The 15,643-nt window shown below is 70.7% G+C and carries 15 protein-coding genes and 2 pseudogenes; 8 read left to right on the forward strand and 9 right to left on the reverse strand.

The window, feature by feature from the left end; all coding sequences use genetic code 11:
• Positions 1-138: 138 nt before the first annotated feature.
• The 4 genes and pseudogenes from ACOZ38_RS36680 to ACOZ38_RS36695 form a co-directional block, all read right to left on the reverse strand.
• Complete coding sequence (locus ACOZ38_RS36680) at positions 139-945, reverse strand: SAM-dependent methyltransferase (protein WP_424535581.1); 807 nt, start codon at positions 943-945, stop codon at positions 139-141.
• A gap of 116 nt (positions 946-1,061) precedes the next feature.
• Positions 1,062-1,430, reverse strand: a pseudogene (locus ACOZ38_RS36685) (helix-turn-helix transcriptional regulator); the annotation flags it as partial.
• Complete coding sequence (locus ACOZ38_RS36690) at positions 1,382-1,552, reverse strand: hypothetical protein (RefSeq protein WP_424537223.1); 171 nt, start codon at positions 1,550-1,552, stop codon at positions 1,382-1,384. The gene ACOZ38_RS36690 and the pseudogene ACOZ38_RS36685, both read right to left, overlap by 49 nt.
• Before the next feature lie 8 nt (positions 1,553-1,560).
• On the reverse strand, positions 1,561-1,971 hold the full coding sequence (locus ACOZ38_RS36695; RefSeq protein ID WP_424535582.1) for a VOC family protein: 411 nt from the start codon (positions 1,969-1,971) through the stop codon (positions 1,561-1,563).
• A gap of 53 nt (positions 1,972-2,024) precedes the next feature.
• On the opposite strand from ACOZ38_RS36695, the pseudogene ACOZ38_RS36700 reads away from it, so the two are divergent.
• Positions 2,025-2,105, forward strand: a pseudogene (locus tag ACOZ38_RS36700) (DUF397 domain-containing protein); the annotation flags it as partial.
• Between the two features lie 108 nt (positions 2,106-2,213).
• Here ACOZ38_RS36700 and lysS read toward each other — a convergent pair.
• Entirely contained in the window at positions 2,214-3,932 is a 1,719-nt protein-coding gene (gene lysS, locus ACOZ38_RS36705; RefSeq protein ID WP_424537155.1) for a lysine--tRNA ligase, read from the reverse strand.
• A gap of 256 nt (positions 3,933-4,188) precedes the next feature.
• Between lysS and ACOZ38_RS36710 the strand changes: the two genes are divergently transcribed.
• Positions 4,189-4,824 (forward strand): DUF6461 domain-containing protein, encoded by a 636-nt coding sequence (locus ACOZ38_RS36710; protein ID WP_424535583.1) that lies wholly within the window; start codon positions 4,189-4,191, stop codon positions 4,822-4,824.
• Between the two features lie 9 nt (positions 4,825-4,833).
• Here ACOZ38_RS36710 and ACOZ38_RS36715 read toward each other — a convergent pair whose 3' ends face one another.
• A complete protein-coding gene (locus ACOZ38_RS36715) occupies positions 4,834-5,313 on the reverse strand; it encodes a hypothetical protein (protein WP_424535584.1) in 480 nt (159 codons plus the stop codon).
• A gap of 203 nt (positions 5,314-5,516) precedes the next feature.
• Here ACOZ38_RS36715 and ACOZ38_RS36720 point away from each other — a divergent pair, with 203 nt between their 5' ends.
• The 3 genes from ACOZ38_RS36720 (at position 5,517) to ACOZ38_RS36730 (ending at position 7,224) form a co-directional block, all read left to right on the forward strand.
• A complete protein-coding gene (locus ACOZ38_RS36720) occupies positions 5,517-5,975 on the forward strand; it encodes a Fur family transcriptional regulator (RefSeq protein WP_424535585.1) in 459 nt (152 codons plus the stop codon).
• A gap of 100 nt (positions 5,976-6,075) precedes the next feature.
• On the forward strand, positions 6,076-6,726 hold the full coding sequence (locus ACOZ38_RS36725; RefSeq protein ID WP_424535586.1) for a hemerythrin domain-containing protein: 651 nt from the start codon (positions 6,076-6,078) through the stop codon (positions 6,724-6,726).
• Positions 6,727-6,798: 72 nt separating this feature from the next.
• Positions 6,799-7,224 (forward strand): hypothetical protein, encoded by a 426-nt coding sequence (locus tag ACOZ38_RS36730; RefSeq protein ID WP_405140735.1) that lies wholly within the window; start codon positions 6,799-6,801, stop codon positions 7,222-7,224.
• Between the two features lie 34 nt (positions 7,225-7,258).
• On the opposite strand, the gene asnB is transcribed toward ACOZ38_RS36730, so the two are convergent.
• Together asnB and ACOZ38_RS36740 are read right to left on the reverse strand one after the other, a co-directional pair.
• Complete coding sequence (gene asnB, locus ACOZ38_RS36735) at positions 7,259-9,121, reverse strand: asparagine synthase (glutamine-hydrolyzing) (RefSeq protein ID WP_424535587.1); 1,863 nt, start codon at positions 9,119-9,121, stop codon at positions 7,259-7,261.
• A gap of 106 nt (positions 9,122-9,227) precedes the next feature.
• The gene (locus tag ACOZ38_RS36740; protein ID WP_424535588.1) at positions 9,228-9,854 is read right to left on the reverse strand and encodes a uridine kinase; all 627 of its coding nucleotides are present in this window, start codon (positions 9,852-9,854) and stop codon (positions 9,228-9,230) included.
• 388 nt (positions 9,855-10,242) lie between these two features.
• Here ACOZ38_RS36740 and ACOZ38_RS36745 point away from each other — a divergent pair, with 388 nt between their 5' ends.
• Both ACOZ38_RS36745 and ACOZ38_RS36750 read left to right on the forward strand, forming a co-directional pair.
• A complete protein-coding gene (locus tag ACOZ38_RS36745; RefSeq protein WP_424535589.1) occupies positions 10,243-11,367 on the forward strand; it encodes a lytic polysaccharide monooxygenase auxiliary activity family 9 protein in 1,125 nt (374 codons plus the stop codon).
• 99 nt (positions 11,368-11,466) lie between these two features.
• The gene (locus ACOZ38_RS36750; RefSeq protein ID WP_424535590.1) at positions 11,467-13,773 is read left to right on the forward strand and encodes a sialidase family protein; all 2,307 of its coding nucleotides are present in this window, start codon (positions 11,467-11,469) and stop codon (positions 13,771-13,773) included.
• A 25-nt stretch (positions 13,774-13,798) separates the two neighbouring features.
• Here ACOZ38_RS36750 and ACOZ38_RS36755 read toward each other — a convergent pair whose 3' ends face one another.
• Positions 13,799-15,025 carry an esterase-like activity of phytase family protein gene (locus ACOZ38_RS36755; RefSeq protein WP_424535591.1) on the reverse strand — a complete coding sequence of 409 codons (1,227 nt, stop codon included), beginning with the start codon at positions 15,023-15,025 and terminating at the stop codon, positions 13,799-13,801.
• Positions 15,026-15,245: 220 nt separating this feature from the next.
• Here ACOZ38_RS36755 and ACOZ38_RS36760 point away from each other — a divergent pair, with 220 nt between their 5' ends.
• Positions 15,246-15,641 carry a hypothetical protein gene (locus ACOZ38_RS36760; protein ID WP_424535592.1) on the forward strand — a complete coding sequence of 132 codons (396 nt, stop codon included), beginning with the start codon at positions 15,246-15,248 and terminating at the stop codon, positions 15,639-15,641.
• Positions 15,642-15,643 lie beyond the last annotated feature (2 nt).

The raw sequence follows: 15,643 nt of genomic DNA on the forward strand, positions 1-15,643 counted from the left end.
GCACACACTAGCATGAAGTTATTCTTTACTTAAGCCTCTCACCTGCAAAGATACCGTCGAGGCCTGTCGGCGACCCGGACACGCGAAAGGGCCCCGGCGTCCAGCCGAGGCCCTTTCGCACGTGTGGGAGAGGTCGGGTCAGGGGAGCCTGCCGACGCCGCCGACGGCGCCCGCCTCCCCCTCCTTGACGATCGAGAAGCCCATCTCGGGCCGCCAGTCGCGCAGGGGGACGACCCCGGGGTCCACCAGGTCGAGCCCCTCGAAGAACGCCAGCACCTGCGCGGGCGACCGCGAAGTGACCCCGGGGGCGGAGGTGCGGCTGAAGACCTTATGCCCCTCGGCGTCCTTGTCCTCGCTCAGGTCGCCGATGGAGCCGTGCGAGATGACCAGGTGGCCGCCCGGCCCGAGCGCCGACCGGAACGTCGTGACGATCTTCATGGCCTCGTCGTCGTCCGGGATGAAGTGCAGGACGCCCAGCATGAGGATCGCCACGGGCCGGGAGAAGTCGAGATGGGCCCGGACGTCGGGATGGTCGAGAAGCGCCTGCGCACCGCGCATGTCGGCGCCGACGACCATCACGCGGTCGTTCTCGGCGAGCAGCGCCCGGGCGTGGGTGAGCACGATGGGGTCGTTGTCGACATAGACGATCCGGGACTCCGGCGCCAGCTCCTGCGCGACCTGGTGGACGTTGCGCTGGGTCGGCAGCCCCGCCCCGATGTCGAGGAACTGCCGCACGCCCAGCTCGGTGAGATAGGTCACCGTGCGGACCAGGAACTCGCGGTTCTCCCGCGCGACGTCGCGCACGTTCGGGAGGAGCTCGATGATCTTCTCGGCCGCTTCGCGGTCGGAGGCGAAGTTGTCCTTGCCTCCGAGGTAGTAGTCGTAGATCCGCGCGACGCTGGGCGTGAAGGGATCTACGCCAGATGGTGTCTCGAACTCGCTCACGCCGCTCCTCGCCCGCTTCCCCGTACATTCAGGATGGTAAGCGATCTCCGGCGTTTTTCAGATCTCATACGGAGCCGGGCAGACAGCAGTGGCAAGTCAGGGCGTGGTCGTCAGCGAGCCGCGCGGCGCCGGTAGGCGCTGGGCGGCATGCCGGCCAGTTCGGTGAAACGGGTGCTGAAGGTGCCCAGCGACGAGCAGCCGACCGCGAAGCAGACCTCGGTGACACTGAGATCGCCACGACGCAGCAGCGCCATCGCCCGCTCGATACGCCGCGTCATCAGATAGGCGTACGGCGACTCACCGTACGCGAGCCGGAACTGGCGGCTGAGATGCCCGGCCGACACGTTCACGCCGCGCGCCAGCGCCTCGACGTCCAGCGGCTGCGCGTACTCCCGGTCGATCCGATCACGAACGCGCCGCAGCCGCGCAAGGTCGTTCAGGCGCTGTTTCGCAGTAAGTGCGCGCCCCCATGCGGGATGACACATGAGAGAACTCCTTCATCGATGTACGCGAGCAGGTCGATGATCCGGTCCGCGTGAGCCATGACCGCCTGGTGCTCGATGACGATGACCGACTTACCGGCCGCCATCATGGCCAGATCGATCACTGAACGGCTCAGCGAAGCTCCTGGATGCGGACCATGTTGCCCGCGGGATCGCGGAAGGCGCAGTCGCGGATGCCGTACGGCTGCTCCGTCGGCTCCTGGACGACCTCGGCGTCGCCCGCCTGCAGCTTCTCGAAGGTGCCGTTGAGGTCCCGGGTGGCCAGCAGGATCCAGCCGTAGGTGCCCTTGGCCATCATCTCGATGATGGTGTGGCGCTCGTCCTCGGTGATGCCGGGGTCGGCGGCCGGCGGCGCGAGGAGGATGGACGTGCCGGGCTGGTCGACAGGGCCGACCGTGATCCAGCGCATCTTGCCGTGCCCGACGTCGCTGCGTACCTCGAAGCCGAGGGTGTCGCGGTAGAAGGCCAGGGCGGCGTCCGGGTCGTCATGCGGGAGAGAGGCTGTGTGAATGGTGATGTCCATGGCCGTCACGTTATCCGCGGCTCGGTGACCGGTGCTTCTCGAATCCTGATCGGTCCGGCCCAGCGCTGATCTTCACCCCTGGCGAGTGGTCGGCGTTTCTGAGCGGCGTCAAGATCGGCGAATTCGACGCCTGAGCCCCTGCCGGCCGGCAACCTGGCCAGACGTCAGACCCGAGAGCCCTCGCTAGGACGAGGGCTCTCTCGCGTTCACGGCAGGAACACAGATCTCTCGTACAGGCCGGATCAGCCGCCCAGCAGTTCGCGTACGCGGTCGGTGCCGACGGCGAGCAGGAGCGTGGGCAGACGCGGCCCGGTGTCGCGGCCGACCAGCAGCTTGTAGAGCAGGGCGAAGAACTCGCGCTGCGCGACCTTGAGCTCCGGGGTGGGCTTGGCGTCGGGGGCCAGACCCGCCTGGACCTTCGGCACGCCGTACACGAGCGTGGTGAGCCCGTCGAGCGACCAGTGCTCGTCGAGCCCGTCGAGCAGCAGCCCGAGCGACTCGCGCTCGGTGTCGCCGAGGGAGGCGAGCAGCCCACTGTCGGGCTCGTCGCGCACGCGGGTGCGCTGCTCGGCCGGGACCTGGGTGGTGATCCACCGCTCCGCGCGGTCGAGCCGGGGCCGGGTCTCGTCCAGGGAGGTGATGGGGTGCTCGGGGTCGAGATCGCGCAGGATGCGCAGGGTCTGCTCACTGTGGCCGGTGGTGATGTCGACGATCGAGGCCAGCGTGCGGTAGGGCAGCGGCCTCGGCGTGGCCGGCAGCGGCCCGGCGGCGGTGCCGGTGGCGCGGCTGTACGCGGCCACGTCGGCGGGCAGCGCGGTGCCGTCATTGATCTTGCGCTCCAGGGCGTCCCACTCGTCGTACAGCCGCTGGATCTCCTGGTCGAAGGCGATCTTGAACGACTGGTTCGGCTTGCGCCGCGCGTACAGCCAGCGCAGCAGCGGGGCCTCCATGATCTCAAGGGCGTCGGCCGGAGTGGGCACGCCTCCCTTGGAGCTGCTCATCTTGGCCATGCCGCTGATGCCGACGAAGGCGTACATCGGCCCGATCGGCTGATCGCCGCCGAAGACCTCCTTGACGATCTGCCCGCCGACCACGAACGACGACCCCGGCGAGCTGTGGTCGACGCCCGAGGGCTCGAAGACGACGCCCTCGTACGCCCAGCGCATCGGCCAGTCGACCTTCCACACGAGCTTGCCTCGGTTGTGCTCCGACAGCAGCACGGTTTCGGCGTGGCCGCAGACGCAGGTGTACGAGAGCTCGGTGGTGACGTCGTCGTACGCGGTGACGGTGGTGAGGTCGCGCTCGCAGACCGAGCAGTAGGGCTTGTACGGGAAGTAGCCCGCCGCGACCTTGCCGTCATCCTCCTCAGCGGCCCCAGAGCCCTCGGCCGCCGCCTCCGCGGCGGCGGCGTCGGCCTCGTCGAGCTTCTGCTGGGACTTCTTGGCCGCGGCCGGCTTGTCCTTGGTGCGGTAGCGGTCGAGGATCGCGTCGATGCGCTCGCGCTCGCGCATGGCGAACAGGATCTGCTCGCGGTAGGCGCCGGAGGTGTACTGCGCGGTCTGGTCGATGCCGCGGAACTCGACGCCCATCTCGGCCAGCGCCGCGATCATCGGCGCCTTGAAGTGCTCGGCCCAGTTGGGGTAAGCGCTGCCGGGGGGCGCGGGCACGGAGCTCAGCGGCTTGCCGATGTGCTCGGACCAGGACGAGTCGATGCCCACGGGAACCTTGCGGAACCGGTCGTAGTCGTCCCAGGAGATGATGTGGACGACCTCGTGGCCCCGCCGCCTGATCTCGTCGGCGACCAGGTGGGGCGTCATGACCTCGCGAAGGTTGCCGAGGTGGATGGGGCCAGAGGGGCTGAGGCCCGAGGCGCAGACGATGGGTTTGCCCGGGGCGCGGCGCTCCGCCTCGGCAATGACCTCGTCCGCGAACCGTGAGACCCAGTCGGCCTCAGCGCTCATAGCCACGATGGGCACATCCTTCCTAGAAAGCCTGACGCCTCCATTGTCCCGGACCGCCGAAGTGGCCCGTGCAACCGTCCCCAGCCGGCCGGCGCGGGCGAACCGGAAGCCCGATGCCTACCATCTTCCGCGCAGCCGGATGTCACACGACATTTCTTGAAAAGTGAAGCCCGGTAGATCGCCGCGGACGCCCATAATGTCGGTCGCCTTTGACAAGATCATGATGCCTTCGAGCGCCGTCAGAAGGGATCGAGCTATGAGCGGTGCGACCGCGGCGGACTACGCCTGGTTAGGCGATTACGACGGCTATTCAGGCGACTCCGGGTTCTGCGTCACCTTCGTCCACGACCTGTCCCCCGAGGAGGCGTTCCGCCGGATCGGCGTCACCCCCGCCGAACGGGCGGGCGATCCCTTCGGACCCTCCCTCGACCGCCCCATCGCCGCCTGCGCCGCGATCGGCGGCACCGTCCTGGTCGAAACCGGCGGGTACGCGGGGACGCTGGCGGAGGTGACACGACGCCTCTCGGAGGGCACGGTGACGGCGGCCGTGCACCGAGGCCTCGACCCGCAGTTCGTCTACGCCGCCGACGGCCAGCTGGTCACCGGATTCGAGCCGGACGCCCCCTACCTGCGCTGGGGCCGCCACCCCGACCGGCTCCTCGCGCACATGCGCGAGCTGGGCATGCCCACCGGCGAAGACGAGCTCCACGGCGAACAAGACGACGACGGCAGGAACGACGAGCACGACGAAAGCGCCGAGAGCACGGACGCGGGCGCCGACGACCCCGTCATCGCCGCGGTGGCCCTCGCGGAGCGGGCCACCGGCGTGCGGGTGACCTCGGACCACCTCGCCAGGCCGGCGCTCGTGGGCTCCGCCGCACACCTGTACTGAACCCCGCCGCTAGGGCGTCTCGGCCGCCTGGGTGCGCTGGATGTCGGCGAAGGCGGCCGCGAGGCAGGCGTCCAGCGGGCGGCCGGAGAGCGCCAGCAGGTCGGCGACGAGCAGCGGCGCGTGCCGGGCGACGTCCATCGCGTCGAGCCTGAGGGACTCGGTCTCGTGCTGGTGCAGGCCGAGGGCCCCGGCGACCAGCATCACCAGCACGTGCGGGTCGACGTCGGGGAACCAGGCCGCGGCCGACCGCACGCAGCGTCCGACCATCGCCTGAACGTCGTCGGCGGTGAGCCCGTCGGGGTGCAGTTCCTCCAACGAGGCACGCACCACGGCGCCGAGCACCAGGCCGACGTGCTCGGAGTCGAGCGCGCCGAGCCGTGCCGCCTCCCGCTGGAACACCGCGAGGTCGCGTGACCGCGCCGCCGCCACGGCGCCGGCGGCCGTCTCGGCGATGACCCGCGCGGGCTTGGGCAAATGACGCCAGGACACGCTCATCGGCTCCTTCGTCGGGCTCGGCAGGCCAGCATGCCACGGCCTCTCCTCCCCCCAGTAATCAACTCTGGACGGGGTTCCCTCTGCCGCGCGAACCCCCCGCGCTTCGTAAGCGATGGGAAGACCGGGCCGGTTGGTAGTGTTCACAGCGACGGAGGCCGTACGCGGAGGCACGCGGACGACGGGTGGGAGGGCTCAGCATGACGTCGCAATCGACCCAACCCGCGCCACAGCTCGATCGGCCCCCGACTCGGGGCACCCGGGTCAGGGGCACCCGGCAGGCCGAGGCTCTGGTGTCGGTCCTCGGCAAGCTATCGGGGTTCCACAGCGCCCAGGAGATCCACGCCGAGCTCCGCCGCCGGGGTGAGCGTGTCGGCCTGACCACGGTCTACCGTCACCTGCAGGTCCTCAGCGAGGACGAGGTCGTCGACGCCATCCGCGACGAGAGCGGCGAGACGCTCTACCGCCGCTGCGCGACCGGCGGCCACCATCACCACGTGACCTGCCGCTCGTGCGGGCGCAGCGTCGAGGTCGAGGGCAAGGCCGTCGAGCGCTGGGCCGACCGCGTGGCGGCCGAGGCGGGCTTCGTCGACGTCGACCACACCGTGGAGATCTTCGGCGTGTGCCCCGGCTGCGCCGCCGGCAGCCCCTCTCCCTGACCCGCGCGAGCACTCCGGGCGTGCGGCCTTAAGGCCTCGTGGGAGTGGCTTCCAAGTACGCGTTAAGTCGCCGTGAAGTCGCGGACCGCATGGTGTGGGCATGACAATCGCTGCCCACGCCTCCCGGCGCCGAGCGGGCGAACCCGCCCCCGACCTCGTCACGGTCCTGGCCTTCCACGCCGGCCTGCGCCGCGACTTCCTGCGCCTGGCCGACGCCGTCGACAGGTGCCCCCCTGGTGACACGCTCAGGCGTGCCCTGATCGACGAGCACACGGCGTTGATGCTGCGCGGCCTGCACCACCATCACACCCGCGAGAACGAGGACATCTGGCCGGTGCTCCGTGGGCTCGTACCCGAGGCCGGTCCCGTCCTCGACCGGCTGGAGGCCGACCACCAGGAGATGGACGCGCTGGTCGAGCGGCTGACGGTCACCGGCAGGCCCGCCCGGGAGCAGGCCGACGACCTCCGCCGGTTCCACGGCATGCTGAAGACGCACCTCGACCTGGAGGAGTCGGAGGTCGTGCCGCTGATCACCGAGCACGTGAGCGCGGCATGGTGGGAGAAGGTGAGCAAGGTGGCCGCCAGAGGCCACGGCCGGGACCTGCCGATGATCGTCGCCTGGACCATCGACGCGGCGGACCACGAGGCTCGCGAGCACATCTTCAGGACCGCGCCCTTCGTCCTGCGGCTGCTCTACCGGCTCTCCTGGCGGAGCGCGTACGAGCACCGCGCGGCCCAGGTGTTCAGGTGAGCCATCCACTGGGCTGAACATTGTCGGAGCCACGGCTTAGGCTGCTGAGGACGCAGACAAGGGGAGGTAGCCGTGAATCTCGATCTCGACAATGCGGTCGTCAGGCTGTGCGCCGACGGCATGCGGGCCGAGTCCGAGGGCAGGCCGGAGGACGCCCGCCGGCTGTTCGACCAGGCGTGGGCCGAGCGGGCCGACGACTTCGACGCCTGCGTGGCCGCGCACTACGTCGCCCGGCAGCAGGACTCCCCGGAGGAGACCCTCCTGTGGAACGCCGTCTCGCTGCACCACGCGAACGCCACGGCCGACGAGCGGGTCCTTGAGTTCTACCCCTCGCTCTACCTCAACATGGGGGCCTCGCACGAGCTCCTCGGCGACCAGGCCGAGGCCGCGCGCTACTTCCGCCTGGCGGCCGACCACGCCGGCGACCTCCCGAGGGGGCCCTACGGCGACATGCTCAGGCGGGGCATCGCCGACGGCCTCGATCGCGTGAGCCGCTGACCCCGGCCGCCGCCGCGAGAGGGCGAGAAGGCCGTCACACGGTGATCCGTACCTGGTAGCGCTCCAGCCAGGCGTTGAACTGCAGGAGGCCCTCCAGCGCGGCCCGCACGTCGTGGCGGCTGACCGTGCCCTGCGGCTGCTCCAGCATGGCCCGGACCTTGGCGACGTCGACCATCGGCTCCGCGACCAGGCGCCCGCTGTCAAGCAGGCGGGCCGCCTCGTCCCGCAGGGCCTTCTCGTAGGCGGGGTCCTGCGTCGATGGGTACGGGCTCTTGCGGCGCTCCAGGACGGAACGCGGCAGCACGTCGGCCACGGCGGCGCGGAGCAGGCTCTTCTCGTGCCCGTCGAAGGTCTTCATCGACCAGGGGGTGTTGAAGACGTACTCCACCAGCCGGTGGTCGCAGAACGGGACGCGCACCTCCAGGCCGACGGCCATGCTCATCCTGTCCTTGCGGTCGAGCAGGATCTGCACGAACCGCGACAGGTGCAGGTAGCTGATCTCCCGCATGCGTTCCTGCAGCCCGTTCTCCCCCGGCAGCCTGGGCACCTCGTCGAGCGCCTGGCGGTAGCGCTGGGCGCGGTAGCCGGGGATGTCGAGTTTGCGCACCAGCTCGGGGTCGAGCACCTCCTCCAGGGCGGTGAACCGCGCGCCCCCCTCGGCCGCCAGCCACGGGAACGTGCCGGAGTTGACGGCCTTCGGGTCGTGGAACCAGCGGTAGCCGCCGAAGACCTCGTCGGCCGACTCGCCCGAGAGCGCGACCGTCGAGTAGGCCCTGATCGCCTTGAACAGCAGGTAGAGCGAGGTGTCCATGTCGCCGATGCCCATGGGGAGATCGCGGGCCCGCAGCACGGCGGCCCGTACCTTCGGGTCCATGAGCTCGCCGGAGTTGAGGACGATGTCGGTGTGCTCGACGCCGAGGTCCTCCAGGTGCCGGACGAGATCGTGGACGTACGGCGTGTCCGGGGTGTCGCGCATCTCGTCGGGGCTGAAGTTCTCGGTGTAGCCGACGAAGTCGACCGAGAACGAGCGGAGCTTGCCCTGGCCGTGGGCTCGCAGGGCCTTCGCGGCGAGCGCGGTGACGGCGCTGGAGTCCAGGCCACCGGACAGCAGCGTGCACAGCGGGACGTCGGAGATCAGCTGGCGTTCGATGATGTCGTCCAGCAGCCCGCGAATGGTGCGGACGGTGGTCTGCAGGTCGTCGGTGTGCTCGCGGGCCTCCAGCCGCCAGTAGCGGTCCTTGGCCACTCCGTCCCGGCTCACCGTGACGACGCTGCCCGGGCGCACCTCGTACATTCCCCGGTAGATCGCGCATTCCGGGGTCTTGATGAAGGCGAGCAGCTCCCTGAGCCCATCGGCGTCGACCACGGGCGACCGGGACAGCGGGTTGGCGAGGATCGCCTTGGGCTCGGAGCCGAACAGCACGCCCGCCGAGGTCGGGTAGTAGTAGAGCGGCTTGATCCCGAGCCGGTCGCGCACGAGCACCAGCTCGTCCTTCCGCACGTCCCAGATGCCGAAGGCGTACATGCCGTTCAGGCGGCTGCCGAGATCGGCCCCCCATTCGAGATAGGCGTGCAGGACGACCTCGGTGTCGCTGCGGGTGCGGAACCGGTGACCGCGCGCGGCGAGCTCGTCGCGCAGCTCCTGGAAGTTGTACACCTCACCGCTGTAGGTCAGGACGGCGAGCACCTCGCCGTCCTCCTCGGCGATCATGGGCTGGCGCCCGCCCTTGATGTCGATGATCGCGAGCCGCCGGTGCCCCAGCGCCCCGTGCGGAGAGACCCACATCCCCTCGTCGTCCGGCCCCCGGCAGGCCATGGTCTCCGTCATGTCCCGCAGCGTGTTCCGTGACTCCCGGAGATCGCTCTCGAAGTCCACCCACCCACAGATTCCGCACATCTCGACGACCCCACGTCTCGTCGGAAAAGGCACGTTTTACCTGGTCAAACCGTCGCCTGGCCCCCTGTATGCCCGGCCCCGGCCCCCCGCAACCCTGCCCGTCCGGCTAACAAGTGACGATCGCGGGATGCCGGGGATCGTCGAGCCGGACCACCACGTCGGCGGTCTCCAGCGGCTCGGCCTCGGCCTCGTACCTCGCGTAGGCCGGCAGGGTCCACCGCTGGTCCTCGGCCGTGCGCCGGGCGAGCGCGCCGGGCGAGAGCCACAGGTGCACGGTCACGTCGAACGGCAGCCACCGGCCGAGCAGCAGGGCTCCGTCCACGAGCAGCACCCCGCCGCGCGGCATGGTCACGTAGGACGCCCGCGTGGCGCGGTCGATCGTGGTGTCCCAGAGCGTGGGCAGCACCTTGCCCGAGCCGCCGGGTTCGAGGGGGTTCAGCACCTCGCGCGACAGGGCGCCGTGGTCGAGCCAGTCGTCGTAGAACGCGTCGGGATCGGTGCGGCCGTACTCGAAGCGGAGCGACGCCGGGCGCAGGAAGTCGGCCGCGGAGACGCGGAGGACCTCGCGGCCGCGGACGCGCAGCGGGGCGACCAGCGCTCCTGCCAGCTCCCCCGGGCGTGCCGCCGGAGCACCGTCCAGCGCGACCCGCACCCAGGTGTCCCCGGGGGCTCCGGCTATGCGCTCGGCGAGTTCCTCGACGAGCGCCGAGGGTGAGATGGGGCGTACGTCCACGCCACCATCCTGACCGATGTCCGGGCCGGGCCTCGCGAAAATTTCATCCTGTTTCATCCGGCTTACGGCACGGTCCGGCGCGGATCATGGCCGCTAGCTGCGACGGGAGCGCCGGGGCCCCGAGAGCGCGGCCGGCCGCGTCCCGGGCCGATTCCCACCCCAGCGGCGGCCGCCTACAGTTCGTTACGCGTGAGCGCTTTCGCATCGCTGGTCGGTAGTCGACGGCTTGTTCGCCCCACGGTGACGACCGGTTACTTCACCAGGTCCTCGGTGACTCTTTGACGTGCTTGATGTCCGTGACGTGCTCGAGCGTGCCGGACATGTTGCCGCCATGGACGTCACAGGCGTGCGCCGGGGGCCTACGTCGTAACCCCTCGAAAGGTGTTCCATGAGAAAGCGACGAAAGATCACGCTCGCCGGCGCCGCCGCGGCCATAGCGACCCTGCTGGTGGTCGCGTTGTTCCCCGGCACGGCGTCGGCGCACGGGGCGATGATGATGCCCGGCAGCCGCACCTACCTCTGCTGGAAGGACGGGCTGACCCCCAACGGCGCCATCGTGCCCAACAACCCGGCCTGCGCGGCGGCGGTCGCGCAGAGCGGTCCGAACTCCCTGTACAACTGGTTCGCCGTGCTGCGCTCCGACGGCGCGGGACGCATGAGCGGCTTCATCCCCGACGGCAAGCTGTGCAGCGGCGGCGCGGTGGTGTACGACTTCAACGGCTTCGACCTCGCCCGCAACGACTGGCCGGTGACCCACCTGACCGCCGGGGCCAACATCCAGTTCCGGTACAACAAGTGGGCCGCGCACCCGGGGTCCTTCCGCACCTACATCACCAAGGACAGCTGGAGCCCCACCCGCCCGCTGGCTTGGAGCGACCTGGAGGCCACACCGTTCTACACCGCCCCCGACCCGCCGAGCGTGGGATCGCCCGGCAACGCGGACTCCTACTACTACTGGAACGCGACGCTCCCGTCCGGCAAGAGCGGGCGGCACATCATCTACTCGGTGTGGCAGCGCTCGGACAGCCAGGAGACCTTCTACGGCTGCTCGGACGTGGTCTTCGACGGCGGCAGCGGGCAGGTCACCGGCATCGGCCCGGGCGGCGGAGGGCCCAGCCCGACTCCCACCCCCACCCCGACGGTGACCCCGACCCCCACGCCCACCCCCACGGTGACCCCCACTCCCACCCCGACCCCCACCGGCGGCAACGGCACGCCGGGCTGCTCGGCCACCTACACGACCACGGGCTCGTGGTCCGGCGGCTACCAGGGCGAGGTGACGGTGAAGAACACCGGCAGCGCCTCGATCAACGGCTGGACGGTCAAGTGGACCCTGCCGAGCGGCACGACGATCAACAGCCTGTGGAACGGCACGTACACCGTCAGCGGATCGGCCATCACGGTCAAGAACGCCGACTACAACCGCACCATCGCGGGTAACGGCACCACCGCCTTCGGGTACGTGGCGTCGGGGACGGCCGGGACTCCGGCGCTCACCTGCACCAGCCCATAGGAGGAACCCGGTGAGGGGGCGGCGGGCGCCGGTGAACACCCGGTGAAAGCGCGGTGTAGTTCCTGCGCCGCGCGAGCCGGGTCATGTTCGCTGTGATCCATGAGCCCGACCGTCCCCCCGGACCGGAACCGCGCGCCCTCCTGGCCGGACGCCGACGTCGTCGGGCCCGCGGTCAGCGCCCCCGTCACCGTCTACCGGACGGTCGAGACCGACTCCCACGGCGAGCTGGCGCACGAGGGCAACCGCGTCCCCGACGTCGTCGCGCTCGACGCCCGGCACGTCGTGGCCGCCTGGCGGGCGGGGGTGCGCGACGCCCGCGACCCGGCCCCGACCGACCAGGGCTCCATCCTGTACGCCAGGTCGGCCGACGGGGGCGCCACCTGGACGACCGGCACGCTGGCGGCGGCGACCTCCACCCACCGCTATCACTACGTGATCTTCCTGAACGACGGCGGCACGCTGTACGCGCTCCTCGGCAGGATCACCACGGCCGCCGACCGGGACGCGCGGGGCGAGGTGGACGGCTTCCCGGTGGCCATGGTGGCGAAGAAGAGCATCGACGGCGGCCGCACGTGGGCCGACTTCCCGCTCACCGTGGACGTTCCCGCGAACGGCAGGGGCGTCGTGGTGGCCGGCAAACCGCTCAGGTACGACGGGACCTGGCTGCTCCCGTACTGGCGGGAGGCCGGGGGCGCCACCCGGGCGGGCGTGCTGCGCTCGGCGGACCTCAGGACCTGGACCTCGGGGGCGCTCGCCGCGAACCCGCCCGGCATCGGCATCGAGGAGCCGCAGCTCGTCGTCTCGCACGACGATCCGGGCACGCTGCTGATGGTGGCGCGCACGCTGAACCTCACGGGAGGCACCTCGGCCGCCGCGAGGGACGCCTTCTACCGCACCCACGCCTCGTACGCCGCGACCGCCACCAGCACGGACGGGGGCCTCACCTGGTCCCCGATGACCCTCGACCCCAATATCCCGAATTATTACGTCAAAGGGTTCTTCGCCAAGGACGCGAACGACCAGTACCTCACGATCTACAACACGCTCGCCGGCCCGTTCACCGGCGCGGGCGCGGACAAGCCCGACCAGTACCGCGAGGTGCTCTGCTACAAGGTCAAGCGTCCGCACGCCCCCTGGGGCCCGGGACGGCTCTTCGCCGACGGCGCGCGGCTGACGAAGGGCGCGGCCCGGGGCTGGGACGTGTACGCCAGCGCGGACGAGTACGAGCCCGGCCGCTTCTTCGTCGTCTGGGAGCACAACCAGACCAACATCAAGGTGGCGCGGCTCGACGTCTCCGGGGCGTTCACCGGAGTCGGCCCGGGGTGGGGCGACCTGGCCGCCTGGACGGTCGCGAGCGGCGGCGGCACGGTGGAGGTCGACGGGCCGGGCCGCCTGCGCCTGGCGAACGCCTCGGCCACCGGGGCGGGGTTCTCCGGGGTCACCCAGCGGTACGGCCCCTCCAGCGGGTTCGTCGCGACGATCAAGGCCGAGGTCACCTCGTACTCCCGGCTGGACCCCGCCACCGGGGCGGGCGCCGGCCTCGCGCTGAAGGTCGCCACGGGGGCCAGGAGGCTCATGCTCTGCCTCCAGCCCGACGGCGTGTACGCGTTCGTCCAGGGCACGCCGGGGTGGAGCCGCGTGCACGCGACGGCGGGCGGCGCGGGCGCGCACCTGTGGCAGGTGGCGGTCGACGCCAGGGGGAACGCCGCCCTGTACCGCGACGGCGCCGAGACCGGGGCCCGCTGGGTCGTCGCCGCCTCCGGGGAGGCCCCGCAGGTGTCGGTGTGGTGCTCGGGCACCGCCGCCGCCCCCGCCGGAGCCCTGGTCGACCTGGTCGAGGTGGCCGACGACGTGGCGAGCAGCACGTGGGACGCGTTCGGCGACTGGACCCTCGACCCCTCGGGAGGCACGGCCGAGGTGACGGGCGGCGCCCTGCGGCTGCGCAGCACCGGCCAGAAGGTGTCGAAGGCCTCCATCGGGCTCGACGTCACCAGGGGCTGCGACTTCACGCTGGAGTTCCGGGGCCGGGTGGACGACGACAGCGCCCTGGACCCCGCCACCGGGGAGGGCGTCAGCCTCGGGACCAAGGTCGCGAACGGTTACGTGCGGCTGATGCTGGCAGTGCAGAAGAGCGGGGTCTGGACGATGAGGAAGGGCTCATCGGTGTGGGAGAAGGTCTACTCCTCTGCCACGTCCCCGGCGCCGTCGACCTGGAAGGTCACGGTCGACAGCGCGGGGGTGGCCCGGCTCCACCGCGACGGCGCCGACACGGGCGCCACCTGGGCGGTGCAGAACAGTCGCGAGAACCCGCAGGTCATGCACTGGGTGACGGGTACCTCGCGCGGCAACGCGGCCGAAGCCCGCATCGAGTGGACCCGCGTCACCGCCACCTCCCCCGCCGGCTGATCGAGCCGGCGGGGGGAGGGCGGCATCAGCGGGTGGCGCGGGGGTCGGCGTCGAGGGAGCGCGACAGCCGTACGGTGATGAACTCGTTGTTGTCGGCCTTGCCGGGCGTGCGGCCGGAGGAGCCGGGGAAGTTGTTGTCGTTCAGCACGCCGAGCGTCGAGTCGTCGAGGATGACGACGTCCTCGATGGTCACGAACGGGAAGCGGAAGGTCGTGCCGAAGCCGCCGAGGCGCTTGGGGTTGGCCAGGTCGAGGAGGTCGGCCACCTGGGTCTTGTCGACCTTGCCGTCGCGGTCGCGGTCGCGGACGTCGATCAGGTAGATCTTCTTCAGCTTCGCGGCGTCGCCCTGCTCGTTGTCCCGCTCGATGACCAGGAAGCGGTTCTCGTCCACCGTGATCAGGTCACCGATGGCGTTGCCCGGCGCTTCGAGCTGGTAGATCCACTTGCGGCCGGTGTAGGCGCGCTTGCGCAGGTCGAACTCGTTGATCCGGAGCGAGCCCGCGGGGTCGCCCGCCACGGTGCCTTCGAGCATCGGGTAGAGCTTGCGGCCGTCGACCGAGCGCGCCATGCCCTCGAAGCCCTTGCTGCTGCCCAGGTTGGGCTGAGCGCCGTTGAGGTACGGGTTCTCGGGAGCCTGCACCCCCGGAAGGGCGATCGGGGCTTCGAGCAGCTTGCCGGTCGAGGAGAAGTGCAGCAGGAACGGGCCGAACTCGTCGCCGATCCAGTACGTGCCGTCGGAGCTCCCGACGATCGACTCGACGTCGAAGTCGGAGCCCGTGAGCGTGCGGTCCTGACGGGTCAGCGGGAAGGGAACGCGGCGGTCGGGGTCGCTCAGGTTGATGCCGCCCGTGACCTTGACGGCGCCGGACCGGAAGTCGGGCTTGAGCCGCTGGATCCGCAGGAGGAAGTCGGAGCTGTTGGCCTTGTTCCCGTACCCGTTGTCGGACAGCACGTCGAAGGTGCCGTCACCGCGGCGGAGGACACCGCTGAAGCCCTGCACGGGCTGGCCGGGGAACGGCGCGGTGATGCCGTTGACCGGGGCCGTGCCGAGCTTGAAGCCCGACGGCTCGCTGCCGGGAACGTAGGTCTCGGCGGGCAGGGACGCGAAGCCGGTCAGCGTCGCGCGGCCGAACTTGCCGTCGCCGTGACCGGGGCGGCCGTCGTGGCCGTCGTGCCCGTGGTCGGCGAAGGCCGGAGCGGAAAGGCTCAGCGCCAGGACTGCGGCGCTCAGGCCGATCATGGTTCTCTTCATGGCCGTCACGCTAGAGATGCCCCGTGACCGGCGGCACAACACCGGATGGCCCGCAGGTGCCGTGTCGTGATCGGGAAGCCCGTGGAATCCCGTGGAGCAAGGGGGTTCGCACCTGGCCAACGGCGTGACCAGCATCTTTGCCAAACGGCCGATGTACGGAACACACCGCTTCGATTACTATCAGTAGTCAACTGCATGCTATAAGTAGTGGAGCGATGCGTTGACGGAGCGACGATCTCGGGTGCGGGCGGCTCTTCGCACCTTCGTGGCCGTGGCGGCCGTCATCCTGCTCGTCCACGGCATCGCTCCGCACGGCGGTCACTTCGGCGGCCCGCTGGCCGCACAGACGGGGCCGGCCGCCCCCTCGGCCGGGCAACCGCCGGACACCGCCCCGCCACAGGTCCCCGAGGACACCGACCACGACGGCTGCCCGAAGCCGGCGGGGCATCCCTGCGCCGCCGGATGGGTCAAGCCGCCCCAGCCTCCGTCGCGCAACGGGCACCCGCGCAGAGTCCTCGGCAGAGCGGCCTCTCCGGCGGAGCCCTACGGCGCGGGCGCCTCCGCCCTGCGATGGACGCGGGCGTCGGGGCCACGACTGCCGATCTTCCGCTGCTGATC

The sequence above is a fragment of the Sphaerisporangium viridialbum genome (assembly GCF_049674955.1).
Classification (GTDB): domain Bacteria; phylum Actinomycetota; class Actinomycetes; order Streptosporangiales; family Streptosporangiaceae; genus Sphaerisporangium; species Sphaerisporangium viridialbum.

Coding starts and splice junctions, on each gene's coding strand:
- ACOZ38_RS36695 (WP_424535582.1), bottom strand. CDS start 1,971: ATGGACATCACCATTCACACAGCCTCTCTCCCGCATGACGACCCGGAC.
- lysS (WP_424537155.1), bottom strand. CDS start 3,932: ATGAGCGCTGAGGCCGACTGGGTCTCACGGTTCGCGGACGAGGTCATT.
- ACOZ38_RS36710 (WP_424535583.1), top strand. CDS start 4,189: ATGAGCGGTGCGACCGCGGCGGACTACGCCTGGTTAGGCGATTACGAC.
- ACOZ38_RS36720 (WP_424535585.1), top strand. CDS start 5,517: ATGACGTCGCAATCGACCCAACCCGCGCCACAGCTCGATCGGCCCCCG.
- ACOZ38_RS36725 (WP_424535586.1), top strand. CDS start 6,076: ATGACAATCGCTGCCCACGCCTCCCGGCGCCGAGCGGGCGAACCCGCC.
- asnB (WP_424535587.1), bottom strand. CDS start 9,121: ATGTGCGGAATCTGTGGGTGGGTGGACTTCGAGAGCGATCTCCGGGAG.
- ACOZ38_RS36745 (WP_424535589.1), top strand. CDS start 10,243: ATGAGAAAGCGACGAAAGATCACGCTCGCCGGCGCCGCCGCGGCCATA.
- ACOZ38_RS36750 (WP_424535590.1), top strand. CDS start 11,467: ATGAGCCCGACCGTCCCCCCGGACCGGAACCGCGCGCCCTCCTGGCCG.
- ACOZ38_RS36755 (WP_424535591.1), bottom strand. CDS start 15,025: ATGAAGAGAACCATGATCGGCCTGAGCGCCGCAGTCCTGGCGCTGAGC.